Below are 15,933 nucleotides of genomic sequence, written 5' to 3' on the forward strand. Positions count from 1 at the left end.
CGCATCGGCCCCCGAGTGTTGCTGCGCGAAGTCGCCCCGGCCCTGGCTTGTTGCCTCGTGCCAGGGCGATTTTCGCGTCGCGACCCAGGAGACAATAAACAATGAGTCAAGCGATCGAAGTCAAGGTGCCGGATATCGGCGATTACACGGACATTCCGGTGATCGAGGTGCTGGTGAAAGCAGGCGATACAGTTGAGAAAGAGCAGTCGCTCGTCACGCTCGAATCCGACAAAGCGACCATGGACGTGCCGAGTTCGGCGGCCGGCGTCGTGAAGGAAGTGAAGGTCAAGGTCGGCGACAACGTGTCGGAAGGATCGTTGATCGTCGTGCTGGAAGGTGGCGAAGCGGCGGCTCCTGCTGCTGCGCCGAAGGGCGCTGAAAAGCCGGCCGAACCCGCCAAGGAAAAGACCGTCGAAACCGCTGCGCCTGCGGCGTCCTCAGGCGGTGGATCGGTGGAAGTGAAGGTGCCGGATATCGGCGACTTCAAGGATATTCCCGTTATTGAAGTGAACGTCAAGGTTGGCGACAAGGTCGAGAAAGAGCAATCGCTCGTCACGCTCGAATCCGATAAAGCCACCATGGACGTGCCGTCGCCCGCAGCGGGCACGGTCAAGGAAATCAAGGTCAAGGTCGGCGACAACGTGTCGGAAGGGACGTTGATCGTTGTGCTGGAAGATGGTGCGGGTGCTTCGGCGCAAGCCGCGGCGCCGAAGCAGGAAGTGCCTAAGCAGGAAGCGCCGAAGGCTGCGGCGCCTGCGGCACAAGCTGCCCCGGCGCAAAAAGAAGCACCGTCCGCGCTCGCGCTCGCGCCGGCAATACCTGCCGGCGATGGTGGCGCGCGCACGTCGAGCCATGCATCGCCGTCCGTGCGCAAGTTCGCGCGCGAGCTTGGCGTGGATGTGTCGAACGTGACGGGTTCGGGGCCGAAGAACCGCATCACGCAAGCGGACGTCACTGCGTTTGTGAAGGGTGTCATGACGGGTCAGGGCAAGGCGCCGGCTGCGTCTGCCGCTGCAGCGCCGGCCGGTGGCGGCGAGCTCAACCTGCTGCCATGGCCGAAGATCGACTTCACGAAGTTCGGTCCGGTCGATCCGAAGCCGCTTTCGCGCATCAAGAAAATCTCGGGCGCGAACCTGCATCGCAACTGGGTCATGATTCCGCACGTCACGAACAACGACGAAGCCGACATCACCGACCTCGAAGCACTGCGAGTGACGCTGAACAAGGAAAACGAAAAGGCCGGCGTGAAATTCACCATGCTCGCGTTCGTAATCAAGGCAGTGGTTGCCGCGCTCAAGAAATTCCCGACGTTCAATGCAAGTCTCGACGGCGATAACCTGGTCTTCAAGCAGTATTACAACATCGGTTTCGCCGCCGATACCCCGAACGGTTTGATGGTTCCGGTGATCCGCGATGCTGACAAGAAAGGTCTCGTCGATGTTGCGAAAGAGATGGCCGACCTGTCGAAAGCCGCGCGCGAAGGCAAGCTGAAGCCGGATCAGATGCAGGGCGGATGTTTCTCCATTTCGTCGCTCGGCGGGATTGGCGGAACGCATTTCACGCCGATCATCAACGCGCCAGAAGTGGCCATTCTCGGTTTGTCGCGCGGCGCGATGAAGCCGGTGTGGGACGGCAAGGCGTTCGTTCCGCGACTGATTCTGCCTTTGTCGCTGTCTTACGATCATCGGGTTATCGATGGCGCCGAGGCCGCGCGGTTCAATGCCTACCTGTCTGCTGTGCTGGCGGATTTTCGCCGCGTGAGTCTGTGATTTTTCGCGCTTGGCAGGCTGCGGGTTGTTGCGGCCTGCCGTGCTTCTCATTGCACTTGCCTAGCACTGCATCAAGGTAAAGACAGACAAGTCTGCCGACGGCAGAACCGATCGCTTTCGCAGGTTCTGCCGGCTTCTCATTTAGGGGACAACATGAGTCTCACCGAACTTAAAGTACCCGATATCGGCGATTTCAAAGACGTCGACGTCATCGAAGTCAATATCAAAGCCGGCGACACCATCGAAAAAGAACAGGGCGTCCTGACTCTCGAATCCGACAAAGCTTCCATTGAAGTGCCCAGCGATCTCGTTGGCACGGTCAAGGAAGTCAAAGTCAAAGCCGGCGATAAAGTCTCGCAAGGCACGGTGATCGCGACCGTGGAAACCGCCGACGCAGGCAGCGAAAAGCCAGCGGAAAAACCCGCTGCTTTGGCAGAAGCCAAAGCCGAAGCTTCAGCAGCCGCGCCGAAAGAAGCGGCGGCTTCCAAGCCTGCTGAACAAAAACCCGCGGGCGGCGGATCGCAGGACGTGAAGGTGCCGGACATCGGCGATTTCACGGATATCCCGGTCATCGAAATTCACGTGAAGGCCGGCGATACAGTCGAGAAAGAGCAATCGCTCGTCACGCTCGAATCCGATAAAGCCACCATGGACGTGCCGTCGCCAGCAGCGGGCACGGTCAAGGAAGTGAAGGTCAAGATCGGCGATAACGTTTCGGAAGGTTCGCTGATCCTGACGCTCGAAGGCCAGGGCGGCGGCGTGAGCCAGGTCGAAGAAAAGCCGAAGACGGCCGCGCCGCAGCCGGCCGAAAAAGCCACTGCCGCACCCGCGCCGAAGGCTGCATCGTTCTCAGGTTCCGCCGATATCGAATGCGACATGCTCGTGCTCGGCGCCGGCCCGGGCGGATACTCGGCCGCGTTCCGCGCGGCCGACCTTGGCATGAATACGGTCATCGTCGAACGCTATGCAACGCTTGGCGGCGTTTGCCTGAACGTCGGCTGCATTCCGTCGAAGGCCTTGCTTCACGCTGCATCGATCACCGAAGAAGCCAAGGCGCTCGCGCACCACGGCATTTCGTTCGGCGAGCCGACCATCGATCTCGACAAATTGCGCGACTTCAAGTCGGGCGTCGTCAAGAAACTGACCGGCGGTCTTGCCGGCATGGCGAAGGCGCGCAAGGTGCAAGTGGTGACGGGTGTGGGCAAGTTCGTCGGCCCGAACCATATGGAGATCGAAGGCGAGGGCGGCAAGAAGGTCGTGCAATTCAAGAAGGCGATCATCGCGGCGGGTTCGCAAGCCGTGAAGTTGCCGTTCATGCCGGAAGATCCGCGTGTGGTCGACTCGACCGGCGCGCTCGAATTGCGCCAGATCCCGAAGCGCATGCTCGTAATCGGCGGCGGCATTATCGGCCTGGAAATGGCGACGGTGTATGCGGCGCTGGGCGCGCAGATCGATGTAGTCGAAATGCTCGATGGCCTGATGGCCGGCGCGGATCGCGATCTCGTGAAGGTCTGGGAGAAGTTCAACGCCAAGCGCTTTGCCAACGTCATGCTCAAGACGAAGACAACCAAGGCGGAAGCCAGGGAAGACGGCATCTACGTAAGCTTCGAAGGCGAAAAAGCGCCCGCCGATGCACAACGCTACGACCTCGTGCTCGTGGCGGTCGGCCGCAGCCCGAACGGCGGCAAGATCGGCGCGGACAAGGCCGGCGTGGCGGTGACGGATCGCGGATTTATCAACGTCGACAAACAATTGCGCACGAACGTCGAGCACATTTTTGCGATCGGCGACCTGGTCGGCCAGCCGATGCTCGCGCACAAGGCCGTGCACGAAGGTCACGTTGCAGCCGAAGCGGCGCATGGCGAAAAGGCGTATTTCGACGCATTGCAGATCCCGTCCGTTGCCTACACCGATCCCGAAGTGGCGTGGGCCGGCAAGACGGAAGACCAGTGCAAGGCCGAAGGCATCAAGTACGGCAAGGCGGTGTTCCCGTGGGCAGCGTCGGGCCGCGCGATTGCCAATGGCCGCGACGAAGGTTTCACCAAGCTTATCTTCGACGAAGAAACGCACCGGATCATCGGCGGCGGGATCGTGGGCACGAGCGCGGGCGACCTGATCAGCGAAGTGTGCCTGGCGATCGAGATGGGTGCGGACGCGGAGGATATCGGCAAGACGATTCATCCGCACCCGACCCTCGGTGAATCGATCGGCATGGCCGCCGAGTTGTATGAAGGCGTGTGTACGGATCTGCCGCCGCAGCGCAAGAAGTAAGATCTCGCGGCTGAGCATTGAAAGCGGCGCGTTCTGCGAAGAACGCACCGCTTTTTTAGTACGTAAAAAAGCCGTTCCAACGTGAGTTGGAACGGCTTTTTGCATCTACTCAGCTCTCAATCAATCGCGCGGAATAATCCTGCGCAGATTTGAAGAACGTCGCTTAGGCAGTCTTCTTTACAGCAGCGCGCGAAGCTTGAGCGGTCGCTTGCGATGCAGCCTTCGTAGCGGCCGTAGCGGCTGCGTTGAAGTTGCTTTCAGCGATTTCAACCGCTTGCTTGCTTGCCTTGTGAATGGTTTCGTACGTGGTGTTGGCGGCGGTGATGGCCGACTTCATCACGGCGACAGCCGTTTCCGAACCTGCCGGTGCGTTCTTCGCGACGTTGTCGACGAGTGCTTGCACCTTGCGGTTCTGGTCTTCGTACTGAGCTTCGGCGACGCGTGCGAATTCAGCTTGCGTGGACGATGCGATTTCATACAGATGGCGGCCATACGACAGCGCCTTTTCAGCAACCGGCTGAGCCAGGCTGGCCTGGAGTGCGAGCAGTTCTTGCGCGTCCTTCACCGACAACACGCGTTGCGTGTTTTCCTGGCTTTCAGCCAGCGTCGACTTCACGACTTGCAAGTTCAGCTCAAGCAATTTTTCCATGCCTTCGAAAGCCTTGTTCGTCAGGCCAAACAGGGTGTCGAACTGAGCTTTGTTGGCGGCGGCGATTTGTTCCGGGGTCAAAAGGGTCATGTCACGCTCCTGAAAGTCGACCCATCATCAGCGCGGGTCGTGGGTTTTTGGCGGCAACGGAAGTTCCGGTGCCGTATGAGGCGATCAGCTATTGGTGCGTCGCAACATGGAACCCATTTTAGGCATATTCCGAAAGATGTCAAGTTTCTTTTTGTGCGTCGCAACATCCGACGAAATCATATTAAACAATGGCTTACGTGATTCGAGTGCCGTATCTGGAACCATATTTCGCGATCGTTCGCACTAGTTTGGGGCAATAGGCGCAAACGATTCAGATGCTAGGATCACGTCTCAATAAATTGGAATTTTGTTTCAATGAAGGCTTTTTACAGCGATCGCTTCGTACTTCCATTGCCGGCGGGGCATCGCTTTCCCATGCGGAAATATCGGATATTGCGTGAGCGTGTCCAAGCCGAATTGCCGGATGTCGAACTGGAAGAGGCGCCAATCGCGTCCGATTCGGATCTGCAAAGAGTTCATTCAGCCGATTATGTGGCGCAGGTTGCGACCGGTTCGCTCAACGACGCGGCTCAGCGGGAGATCGGTTTTCCCTGGTCGCCCGAGATGGTCGAGCGCGCGCGGCGTTCGGTGGGCGCCACGGTCGCTGCTTGCCGCGCTGCGCGGCGGGATGGATTTGCCGTGAATCTCGCAGGCGGGACGCATCATTCGTACGCGTCGCATGGCGCGGGTTTTTGCGTTTTCAACGACGCGGCCGTTGCCGCGCGCGTGATGCAGGCCGATGCGCGAGAGCGGGGCGAAGGCGCGTGGCAAGTTGCGATCATCGATCTGGATGTTCATCAGGGGAACGGCACGGCGGCGATTTTCCACGACGATCCGAGCGTGTTCACGCTGTCGATGCACGGTGAATCCAACTATCCGTTCAGGAAAGAAACCAGCAGTCTGGATGTCGCGCTGCCCGACGGCTGCGACGACGACACTTACATGGACGCGCTCACAAGCGCATTGGCAACGATGTTCGAACGCATCGAGCCAGCGATGCTGATCTATCTCGCCGGCGCCGATCCGCACACTGGCGATCGGCTAGGCCGCCTGGCGTTGTCCGTCGATGGACTCGCGCGCCGCGATTCGCTGGTATTTGCGGCGGCGCGCGATCGCGGCTTGCCGGTTGCGGTCGCCATGGCAGGAGGCTACGGCCGCGACATCGACATCACCGTCGATATCCATCTCCAAACCATCCAGCTTGCATCGGTCGCGGCAGGTTTGGCCCGCGCACAGCGTGCCGGGCTTACCGGTCATGACCGTTCATTTGAAAAGGTTTGAAACGCAGTACATTAAATACGTTAAACAAACGTTAACATTCGAAACCGGCCCGACTTCGTGAAATTTTGTATGAACAAAAACTAACGGGTCTGGTCGAAATGCCGGTCGAACTGTTGTACCCAGCCGGACACATCTGTAGTTGAACTCGTGCTATGTGAGAATTTTTCGCCTTCGAGCAGGCCGCGAAGTATCGAGCGGATCTTTCCAAGGCTGCCTTAAAAAGTGTCTCAAGTTTCACTAACTATTGCCGTTAGTTTGCTGATAGCCAGCTTTTGGTAATTGCGTGTATCGATCAAAACGATTGTGCCGATTGCCATGTTTTTTTACGATTACGCCCTAGAACGTACTAGCTCTTCCGGTTCGTCTCTTACAATCCAGTTTAAGTACTGCCGATAAGTGCTTAATATTGCTAATTTTTCGAAGCTTTACTACACTGGCGACACTCTCCCGCCGGTCCAGAACAGAACACTAATGAAAACCGAAATGTTTTCGTCGCTCAGGGTGATCCACGGCGTTGCAGTCCGCACTGCGCTGTCGATTGCCGTGTCGGTGGCGCTCGCGACGTCTTTCGCGGCCGCACCGGTCGACGCCTTAGCCAAGACCCCAACCTCGAAGTCTGCCAAGAAATCCGCAAAACCCGTTGTCGCGCCGCAAGCGAAATCCGCAAAGCCGGCCAAAGTCGCCACGCGCGCGCCCAAGGGTGCGAAGACGGCGAAAGTCGCTGCCGCTGCCGCTGCTGACGACGAAGCCGCGCCCGCGGCGCGTGGCAAGCGCGCGCATCGGGTGAGTTATCGGATGGATGCGCATGGCCGCCGTTCCGCCGTGCGCTCGGTTGCGTATCAGCCGCGTCCGCCGACCGTGGGTCAGGCGTTCGGCTTGCACGAAACGCCGGACAGCCTCGCGCTGCGTTCGAGCGTGGCTTACGTGGTCGACCAGAACACGTCGGAAACGCTCTTCGATAAAAACTCGCGCGCTGTGGTGCCCATTGCGTCGATCACGAAGCTGATGACAGCCATGGTCGTGCTGGATTCCAAAGCGCCGCTGACCGAAGAAATCAGTGTCACCGACGAAGACCGCGATTACGAGAAGTACACCGGCTCGCGCCTTTCCGTTGGTTCCGAACTGAACCGCGAAGACATGCTGCATATCGCGCTGATGGCATCGGAGAATCGCGCCGCTGCCGCTTTGTCGCGCTATTACCCGAATGGCCGGCCTGGTTTTATTGCTGCGATGAACGCGAAAGCGAAGATGCTCGGCATGACCGACACGCACTTCGAAAACTCGACCGGATTGACGAGCCAGAACGTGTCGAGCGCGCGTGATCTCGTGAAGATGGTCAATGCGGCCTATCAATATCCGTTGATCCGGAAGTTCTCGACCGATCGCAGCTACGACGTGTTTACCGGCAAGCGCAATCTGGCTTATAACAGCACGAATGCGTTGATCCGTAATCCGAGTTGGGAAATCGGCCTGCAGAAAACCGGCTTCATCAATGAAGCAGGCGAGTGCCTCGTGATGCAGACGACCATCAATGGACGTCCTGTCGTCATTATCCTGCTTGACTCGTCGGGCAAATATTCACGTTTCGCCGATGCCGGCCGTCTGCGCGGTTTCCTCGAAACCGCTGGCGAGCCGCACATCACGAGCGCCGATGCCGGCGGTGGCGGCACCTGATCCGCGTTTGAATCTGCGAGCGTAAAAAGCCGATTTTATCGAGAGATAAAACCGGCTTTCAAGTTTTATGTGCCGCAAAAAGCCGAGCTTAGCGTTGCTGCGAATCCGCGCTCGGTTCTGGCCGATAACCCAGCGATCGTGAAATTTCGAGCGCCGTCCCACTAAGCTGGTTCAGCCACGAGTCCTGGAGGCGGTCGGCCGGCGCAGAAAGCGACAAACCCGCGACCAGCCGGCCGGTATCGTCGTAAATTCCTGCCGCGATGCAACGCACGCCGAGCTCAAGTTCCTCGTTGTCGCGTGCGCATGCCTGGCTGCGTACGAACGACAACTCGCGCTCGAGCTTGGCGAGATCCGTAATGCTGTTTTGAGTGTGGCCCGAAAGGCCGGTGCGCGTGGCGTAGGCGCGGACCCGAGCGGATTCATCGGCGGCGAGAAAAAGCTTTCCCACCGATGTCAGATGCAATGGAGCACGTCCGCCAATAGCCCGCACCACCTGCATGCCCGAGCGTTCCGAATACGCGCGTTCTATATAGACGATTTCATCGCCTTGACGCACCGACAGATTGACCGTTTGCCCAGTCTCGCGATGCAACTCGCGCATTGGCGGCATGGCGGCTTCGCGCACGGAAAGCCGCGCTTTCACCAGATTTCCGAGTTCGAGCAGACGCATGCCGAGCCGGTACGTGCCTGGATCGGAACGGTCGACCAGACGGCACGTCACCATATCGTTCAGGATCCGATGCGCGGTCGAAGGATGCAGCGACGTGCTCTGCGAAAGTTCTTTGAGACTGACGGGATCGGTGTGCGAGGCGAGCGCGTCGAGCAGGCGCATCATGCGCTCGATCACCTGTATGGACGTTCGGGATTCCGGGTCTGTATCGCTCATGGGGAAAATCAGTTGATACGTCAAACAGCGGAATCTTGATTGTATCTCGTATTGTGAAAAGTGCGAAAGACGGCCGGAGATGATCGCGACTGCATTTTCAGTGGTTGAGCGTTCCGATCGGCGATAAAAAAAACCGTCCCGGATCGATTGATCGGGGACGGCTTCGTCAAGCTTAAAAGGTGTGAGACTTAGTGGTTCCTTTCGGAGCCCTGCGGCCCTTGGACTGGCGATGGTTTGTTCCAGTTGGACCGACCGACGTATGGCGTACGCGCCTGCTGTTGCTGCGGTTGAGGCTGCGCGCCCGGACCGCCGCCGGCCTGTTGTGGCGGACGACCGCCACCTTGCGGGCCGCCGCCTGCCTGCTGACCGCCGTGGCCGCCGCGATCGCCTCTGTCGCCACCACGATCTCCACCACGATCTCCACCGCGGTTTCCTCCGCGATCCCCTCGGTCGCCGCCGCGATCCCATCCTCCTGGAGGCGGACGGCGATATCCAGGGCCATCGTCCCAATAACGCGGTCCCGGACCGCCACCGTAATATCCTCCACCAATCACGACTCCGGACTGAACGACCGGCGCGCCGTAATAGCCGGGGTCGTAACCGCCCGGATACGCGGGATAAGACGAATAACCGCCTGTCGCATAAGCAGGTGAACCGTCGGGGTAGACGGCGCATCCCGCGACAAGCGCGGACGAAACGAGGATAAGGCCTGCAGCTGCGAGTTTCATAGGGTGTATTGCAAACGGTGATTGATTACCGTATCTGACAGCATTGACGACAGGATGTCGCAAGAAGTTTGTAAAGTTTTATCTCGTTGGTAATGCGCGCCTGACTGCTGCTGACCCTTTGCCGCGGGCGTTCCACCGCAATACAACGCCAGGCGGCCATACGCTGTTGACACAATTGCAACAATGCTTTGTGGTCAAACGCCTTTATCGGACTAGGACTAACCCTTAAAATCGGTGTGTCCTGCAGTGGGCCCGTCAGCCCACGGGACACAAGAAAGGGTTACAAATGAAAAAGACAATATCGACCTATTGGCCTGTCGCCATGCTTGTACCGCTGGTTCTCGCGGGCTATTGCCATGCCACGCATCCAATGGCGGGTGCCACGGCGCATCCACAGAGCGCGGCAACCGTCAGCGCTGAGTTCGCACGTGCTATCTCTTTGGGCCTCGTGGATTCGGATAATTCCGTACCGGCAAATTCGCCGTCGGCCGCGGTGTCGCAGCCGTTCTGAGCGTGTCGATCGGGCGAACAAACAGTGTCCTTTGTATAATTCGGGACCGATTGTGAACGCTCGCCTAAGTAACTCCGGGACGGGTTTCAAGACGGCGAATGAGGCGTGATCGACGCTTCAGGCTAAAAACCTCCGGAACCCGATGAACACTATCGCCATTTGCTTTGTCTGCCTTGGCAACATCTGCCGTTCGCCCAGCGCCGAAGCGGTGATGCTGCATCAGGTGAGCAAGGCGAAACTTGCGGACCGGATTGTCGTGGATTCGGCGGGAACTGGCGATTGGCATATCGGCCAGCCGCCCGATGAACGCGCTCAGCGCGCAGCAAAAGCGCGCGGCTACGACATGTCGGTGCTGCGTGGCCGGCAGGTGGCGGAAGAAGATTTTGCACGGTTCGATCTGCTGATAGCAATGGACGATGCAAACGCGGCTGCGCTTGCGCGCATCTGTCCGCCGGAATATCAGGACAAGATCCGGTTGCTGATGGAGTTCGCCACGCGCGACGACAGCCGCGTAGTAGCCGATCCTTACTTCGGCGGCGACGAAGGTTTCGAGCGCGTGCTCGACCAGTGCGAAGACGCCTGCGAAGGGTTGCTAAAGGCGCTGCGCACGCAGCTGGTGTCTTGACACAGAAAGGCGCAACCTTGTTTCAACGCACGAAATGTCTCAGAGAATTCCTATTAATTAAGCCTGAGATACTTGACTAAATCCGTAGGCTATTTATACTTGACCAAAATCATCCAGTATTAGCAGCAGCCCCCGGTAGCGTACAAATATGAGACTCACCACGAAAGGCCGTTTCGCCGTCACGGCGATGATCGACCTGGCATTGCGCCAGGAGCAGGGCCCGGTGACGTTGGCCGGAATCAGCCAGCGCCAGCACATTTCGCTCTCTTACCTTGAACAGTTGTTCGGCAAGCTGCGCCGCCACGAAATCGTGGAGTCGGTGCGCGGCCCGGGCGGCGGATACAATCTCGCGCGCCGTGCTGAAAACGTCACGGTTGCGGACATCATCATCGCGGTGGACGAGCCTATCGACGCGACTCAATGCGGCGGCAAGGGCGCGTGCGAAGGCACCAAGCAGCACGACGGCCACTGCATGACCCACGAACTCTGGTCCACGCTCAATCAGAAGATGGTCGAGTATCTCGATTCTGTCTCGCTGAAAGATCTCGTCGACCAGCAGCGTGCGCGCGATGGATCGCCGGCGGTATTGCGCGATCGCCGTGCCGACACGGCGGGCGTGGAGCCAGCCCGCGTGGCGCCCAAAGGACCGAATTCCGTTTTCAACCTGGCTGGCTGACGGTTGCCGCGCATCTGTTAAATCGACGCGGCTGTCTCGCCTGAAAAGCCAATTGAGTCAAATCCCGGAGCAACTGATGAACAACGACATTCCCCACCTGCCCATTTACATGGACTACAGCGCAACGACTCCCGTCGATCCGCGCGTGGTGGACAAGATGATTCCGTACTTGCGCGAGCAGTTCGGCAACCCGGCATCGCGTAGCCATCAGTACGGCTGGGACGCGGAACGGGCGGTCGAAGAAGCGCGCGAGAACGTGGCAAAGCTGGTCAACTGCGATCCGCGCGAGATCATCTGGACGTCGGGCGCAACGGAATCGGACAACCTTGCAATCAAGGGCGCCGCGCATTTCTACAAGAGCAAGGGCAAACACATCATCACGGTGAAAACCGAGCACAAGGCCGTGCTCGATACCTGCCGCGAGCTCGAGCGCGAAGGTTTCGACGTCACATACCTGGATGTGAAGGACGACGGTTTGCTCGACCTGGACGTGTTCCAGGCAGCGATTCGGCCGGACACCATCCTCGTTTCGGTGATGAACGTGAACAACGAGATCGGCGTGATCCAGGATATCGCTGCTATCGGCGAGATCACGCGTGCGAAGGGCATCGTGCTTCACGTCGATGCCGCGCAAGCCACCGGCAAGATCGAAATCGATTTGCAGAAGCTGAAGGTCGACCTGATGTCGTTCTCGGCGCACAAGACGTATGGTCCGAAGGGCATCGGCGCGCTTTTCGTGCGTCGCAAGCCGCGGATTCGTATCGAAGCGCAGATGCACGGCGGCGGTCACGAGCGCGGCATGCGTTCGGGCACGCTGGCGACGCACCAGATTGTCGGCATGGGCGAGGCGTTCCGCATCGCGCGTGAAGAAATGGCAACCGAAAACGAGCGCGTGCGTATGTTGCGCGATCGTCTGCTGAAGGGTTTGTCGGAGATGGAAGAGGTTTATGTGAACGGCGACATGGCGACCCGTGTGCCGCATAACCTCAACATCAGCTTCAACTTCGTCGAGGGCGAGTCGCTGATCATGGCGGTGAAGGACGTGGCGGTGTCGTCGGGTTCGGCTTGTACGTCGGCTTCGCTGGAACCGTCGTACGTGCTGCGCGCATTGGGCCGCAACGACGAACTCGCGCATAGCTCGATCCGCTTCACGGTTGGCCGCTTCACGACCGAGCAGGATGTGGATTACGTGATCAATTTGTTGAAGGGCAAGATTCAAAAGCTGCGCGACCTGTCGCCGCTTTGGGAAATGCATAAGGACGGCATCGACATTTCGTCGATCCAGTGGGCCGCGCACTAAGCAGCACTTTGCGCCCCGGTTGAACGCACACGCATACGAATTCAAGGAGTTTGAATCATGGCTTATAGCGACAAGGTTCTGGACCACTACGAAAACCCGCGCAACGTCGGCTCGTTCGGCAAGGACGACGACACGGTCGGCACCGGCATGGTCGGCGCGCCGGCTTGCGGCGACGTCATGAAGCTGCAGATCCGCGTGGGCGCGGACGGTGTCATCGAAGATGCGAAGTTCAAGACGTACGGATGCGGGTCGGCGATTGCTTCGAGCTCGCTCGTGACCGAGTGGGTCAAGGGCAAGACGCTGGATCAGGCGCTGACCATCAAGAACACGCATATTGCCGAAGAACTCGCGTTGCCGCCGGTGAAGATCCACTGTTCGATCCTGGCTGAAGACGCGATCAAAGCTGCTGTTGCCGATTACAAGCAACGTCATGGCGCGGGCGCTTCTGAAGCTGTTTCTGTTGAAGCGAAGCAACACGCGGCTTGAGTTTCCAGGGAGGGCGCCTGATATCGCGAGATTCACGGGGCGCTCTGGTTTTCGATTCAAGGCAAGGCTGCAGCATGCGACCGGGAGCATCCATCCGGATTCAAGCAACTGCTGATGAGAGACTATGGCAATCACGTTGACGGACAAGGCAGCACAGCACGTGCAAAAGTATCTGGTTCGACGCGGCAAGGGCGTCGGGCTGCGTCTCGGCGTGCGCACGACCGGCTGCTCGGGACTGGCTTACAAGCTCGAGTACGTGGATGAACTCGCGCCGGAAGATCAGGTGTTCGAGTCGGCGGGCGTGAAGATCATTGTCGATCCGAAGAGCCTGGCTTATATCGATGGAACCGAGCTGGACTTTGCGCGCGAAGGGCTGAACGAAGGCTTCAAGTTCAACAACCCGAACGTGAAAGACGAGTGCGGCTGCGGCGAATCGTTTCGCGTCTAGCATCCCGGAAGAACAGCAAAGAGGCGGCGCGTGCCGCCTTTTTCTTTAGCGTTACTGCTTTTTAGTCTATTTAATTCTGCTCCCATGGCCACGCTCAACGACAGTCATTTCGACCTGTTCGATCTCCCGCCGACTTACGCCATCGATTCAACAAAGCTCGATGAAGCGTACCGGACGGTGCAGGCGCAGGTCCATCCCGACCGTTTTGCGGCCGCGGGCGACGCGCAAAAGCGCGTTGCAATGCAGTGGGCCACGCGCGCGAACGAGGCGTACCAGACGCTGCGCGATCCGCTCAAACGGGCGACCTACATGCTTTCGCTACGCGGCGTGCATGCCGACGCCGAGAACAACACGGCGATGGAACCCGCGTTCCTGATGCAGCAAATGGAATGGCGCGAGAATATTGAAGACGCGGCGGCGGCAAAGAACGTGGCGGCGCTCGAAGCGCTGCTCGGCGAACTGCGCGACCAGGAACGCATGCGCTTCGAGAAACTCGCGGCGTTGATCGACAGTCACGCCGATCAGGCTGCAAGCGAAGCCGTTCGTCAGCTGATGTTCATCGAGCGTGTGGCGAGCGAGATCGGCAACCAGATCGAAAAGCTCGACTGAGCGAGACGCGCCCGGCGCTGTATTCAAACCAGACGAACCAACCCCAATAGATCAACAATGGCTTTACTGCAAATTTCAGAACCCGGCATGGCTCCGGCGCCGCATCAGCGGCGCATAGCCGTGGGTATCGATCTCGGTACGACCAATTCGCTCGTGGCCGCCATGCGCAACAGCGTGGCCGAAGTGCTGCCTGACGAAGACGGTCATTACCTGTTGCCCTCGGTGGTCCGGTATCTGGAGAAGGGCGGGCGGCGTATCGGCCGGATCGCGAAGGAAGAAGCGGCACTCGATCCGCGCAACACGATTGTCTCGGTGAAACGCTTCATGGGCCGCGGCAAAAGCGAAGTGGAAGGCGCGGAGAACGCGCCTTACGATTTCGTCGATGCACCCGGCATGGTGCAGATTCGTACCATCGACGGCGTGAAAAGCCCGGTGGAAGTATCGGCGGAAATTCTGGCTACGTTGCGATATCGCGCGGAAGATTCGCTCGGCGACGACCTGGTCGGCGCGGTGATCACGGTTCCGGCGTATTTCGATGAAGCCCAGCGCCAGGCCACCAAAGACGCCGCAAAACTCGCCGGCCTGAACGTGTTGCGCTTGCTGAACGAACCGACCGCCGCCGCGATCGCTTACGGGCTGGACAATGCATCGGAAGGTTTGTACGCCGTGTACGACCTGGGCGGCGGAACCTTCGATCTTTCGATTCTCAAGCTCACCAAGGGCGTCTTCGAAGTGCTCGCGGCCGGCGGCGATTCCGCGCTGGGCGGCGATGATTTCGATGCCGTGGTGTATCGGCACGTGCTGGCAAAAACCAGGGTGGAACCCGCAACGCCCGAAGACGTGCGTTTGCTGCTCGACCACGTGCGCGCGGCCAAGGAAATGTTGTCGGACGCGCCGGAAGCGCGCGTTCAAGCCACGTTATCCGATGGCCGGAAGATCGACCTCGAAATTACGGAGCACGACTTTGCAGCGCTGACCGAGGCGCTCGTCGCTCGCACGCTGACGCCGACACGCAAGGCGTTGCGCGATGCAAAAGTCTCCGCGTCCGAGATCAAAGGCGTGGTCATGGTCGGCGGCGCGACGCGCATGCCGGTGATTTGCCGCGCGGTCGAAGAATATTTTGGCCAGCCGCCTTTGACCAATCTCGATCCCGATCAGGTCGTGGCGCTCGGCGCCGCGATCCAGGCCGACATGCTCGCGGGCAACCGGAGCGCCGAGGGCGACGACTGGCTGTTGCTGGATGTCATTCCGCTGTCGCTTGGCGTCGAAACAATGGGTGGCTTGACGGAAAAGATCATCCCGCGCAATTCGACCATTCCGGTCGCACGCGCACAGGATTTCACGACCTTCAAAGACGGCCAGACCGCGATGGCCATTCACGTGGTGCAAGGCGAGCGTGAGCTCGTGTCCGATTGCCGGTCGCTCGCGCGTTTCGAATTGCGCGGCATTCCGCCGATGGCCGCCGGCGCCGCGCGCATTCGCGTGACGTACCAGGTGGACGCGGATGGCTTGTTATCCGTATTTGCACGCGAGCAGTTGTCGGGCGTGGAGGCGTCGGTAGTGGTGAAGCCGTCCTACGGACTCGCCGACGACGACGTCGCCCGCATGCTGGAAGAAAGTTTCACCACCGCCGAAGTCGATATGCGCGCCCGTGCGCTGCGCGAAGCGCAAGTCGATGCACAGCGTCTCGTCGAGGCATCGCAGGCGGCGTTGAGCGCGGACAGCGAATTGCTGGACGACGCAGAGCGCCTGAACATCGAAACCTTGATCGGCCAGCTTGCGACGGTCACGACCGGTGACAGCGTCGACGCCATCGAAGCGGCGACCAAGGAACTGGCTGCAGCGACCGATGAATTCGCCGCCCGCCGCATGAACAAAAGCATTCGCCGCGCACTCGCCGGCCGCAGGCTCGACGAAGTCTGAGCCCACA

Annotated in this window: 15 protein-coding genes; 12 read left to right on the top strand and 3 right to left on the bottom strand. The window is 59.4% G+C overall.

From position 1 onward, the window contains the following. Positions 1 to 101: 101 nt before the first annotated feature. The gene (aceF, locus tag ASG35_RS02755; protein ID WP_056352478.1) at positions 102 to 1,769 is read left to right on the top strand and encodes a dihydrolipoyllysine-residue acetyltransferase; all 1,668 of its coding nucleotides are present in this window, start codon (positions 102 to 104) and stop codon (positions 1,767 to 1,769) included. A 153-nt stretch (positions 1,770 to 1,922) separates the two neighbouring features. Then, positions 1,923 to 4,040 carry a dihydrolipoyl dehydrogenase gene (lpdA, locus tag ASG35_RS02760; protein ID WP_082508193.1) on the top strand — a complete coding sequence of 706 codons (2,118 nt, stop codon included), beginning with the start codon at positions 1,923 to 1,925 and terminating at the stop codon, positions 4,038 to 4,040. A gap of 163 nt (positions 4,041 to 4,203) precedes the next feature. Here lpdA and ASG35_RS02765 read toward each other — a convergent pair whose 3' ends face one another. After that, positions 4,204 to 4,779, bottom strand: coding sequence for a phasin family protein (locus ASG35_RS02765; protein ID WP_056352480.1), 576 nt, complete (start codon positions 4,777 to 4,779; stop codon positions 4,204 to 4,206). Positions 4,780 to 5,094: 315 nt separating this feature from the next. On the opposite strand from ASG35_RS02765, the gene ASG35_RS02770 reads away from it, so the two are divergent. Together ASG35_RS02770 and pbpG are read left to right on the top strand one after the other, a co-directional pair. Further along, complete coding sequence (locus ASG35_RS02770) at positions 5,095 to 6,060, top strand: histone deacetylase family protein (RefSeq protein ID WP_056352482.1); 966 nt, start codon at positions 5,095 to 5,097, stop codon at positions 6,058 to 6,060. A 471-nt stretch (positions 6,061 to 6,531) separates the two neighbouring features. Further along, positions 6,532 to 7,734, top strand: coding sequence for a D-alanyl-D-alanine endopeptidase (gene pbpG, locus ASG35_RS02775; RefSeq protein ID WP_056352484.1), 1,203 nt, complete (start codon positions 6,532 to 6,534; stop codon positions 7,732 to 7,734). A gap of 88 nt (positions 7,735 to 7,822) precedes the next feature. Here pbpG and ASG35_RS02780 read toward each other — a convergent pair whose 3' ends face one another. Beyond that, a complete protein-coding gene (locus tag ASG35_RS02780; protein WP_056352486.1) occupies positions 7,823 to 8,620 on the bottom strand; it encodes an IclR family transcriptional regulator in 798 nt (265 codons plus the stop codon). 172 nt (positions 8,621 to 8,792) lie between these two features. After that, positions 8,793 to 9,170: a hypothetical protein gene (locus tag ASG35_RS02785; RefSeq protein WP_056352488.1), complete on the bottom strand. Its 378-nt coding sequence runs from the start codon at positions 9,168 to 9,170 to the stop codon at positions 8,793 to 8,795. A gap of 464 nt (positions 9,171 to 9,634) precedes the next feature. Here ASG35_RS02785 and ASG35_RS02790 point away from each other — a divergent pair, with 464 nt between their 5' ends. From ASG35_RS02790 to hscA, 8 genes are all read left to right on the top strand, one after another. After that, positions 9,635 to 9,859, top strand: a complete 225-nt coding sequence (locus ASG35_RS02790) for a hypothetical protein (RefSeq protein ID WP_056352490.1) — start codon at positions 9,635 to 9,637, stop codon at positions 9,857 to 9,859. Between the two features lie 142 nt (positions 9,860 to 10,001). Continuing rightward, positions 10,002 to 10,484 carry a low molecular weight protein-tyrosine-phosphatase gene (locus ASG35_RS02795; RefSeq protein ID WP_056352492.1) on the top strand — a complete coding sequence of 161 codons (483 nt, stop codon included), beginning with the start codon at positions 10,002 to 10,004 and terminating at the stop codon, positions 10,482 to 10,484. Positions 10,485 to 10,632: 148 nt separating this feature from the next. Further along, the gene (iscR, locus tag ASG35_RS02800) at positions 10,633 to 11,160 is read left to right on the top strand and encodes a Fe-S cluster assembly transcriptional regulator IscR (protein ID WP_056352494.1); all 528 of its coding nucleotides are present in this window, start codon (positions 10,633 to 10,635) and stop codon (positions 11,158 to 11,160) included. 76 nt (positions 11,161 to 11,236) lie between these two features. Further along, positions 11,237 to 12,460 (top strand): IscS subfamily cysteine desulfurase, encoded by a 1,224-nt coding sequence (locus tag ASG35_RS02805; protein ID WP_056352495.1) that lies wholly within the window; start codon positions 11,237 to 11,239, stop codon positions 12,458 to 12,460. 57 nt (positions 12,461 to 12,517) lie between these two features. Continuing rightward, positions 12,518 to 12,946 carry a Fe-S cluster assembly scaffold IscU gene (gene iscU / locus ASG35_RS02810; protein ID WP_056352496.1) on the top strand — a complete coding sequence of 143 codons (429 nt, stop codon included), beginning with the start codon at positions 12,518 to 12,520 and terminating at the stop codon, positions 12,944 to 12,946. Positions 12,947 to 13,070: 124 nt separating this feature from the next. Beyond that, the gene (gene iscA, locus ASG35_RS02815; RefSeq protein WP_047896463.1) at positions 13,071 to 13,394 is read left to right on the top strand and encodes an iron-sulfur cluster assembly protein IscA; all 324 of its coding nucleotides are present in this window, start codon (positions 13,071 to 13,073) and stop codon (positions 13,392 to 13,394) included. An 84-nt stretch (positions 13,395 to 13,478) separates the two neighbouring features. Further along, positions 13,479 to 14,003 (top strand): Fe-S protein assembly co-chaperone HscB, encoded by a 525-nt coding sequence (gene hscB, locus ASG35_RS02820; protein WP_056352497.1) that lies wholly within the window; start codon positions 13,479 to 13,481, stop codon positions 14,001 to 14,003. A gap of 57 nt (positions 14,004 to 14,060) precedes the next feature. Further along, complete coding sequence (gene hscA, locus ASG35_RS02825; RefSeq protein ID WP_056352498.1) at positions 14,061 to 15,926, top strand: Fe-S protein assembly chaperone HscA; 1,866 nt, start codon at positions 14,061 to 14,063, stop codon at positions 15,924 to 15,926. The last annotated feature ends 7 nt before the right edge of the window (positions 15,927 to 15,933 follow it).

The organism is Burkholderia sp. Leaf177 (genome assembly GCF_001424345.1).
GTDB lineage: Bacteria > Pseudomonadota > Gammaproteobacteria > Burkholderiales > Burkholderiaceae > Caballeronia.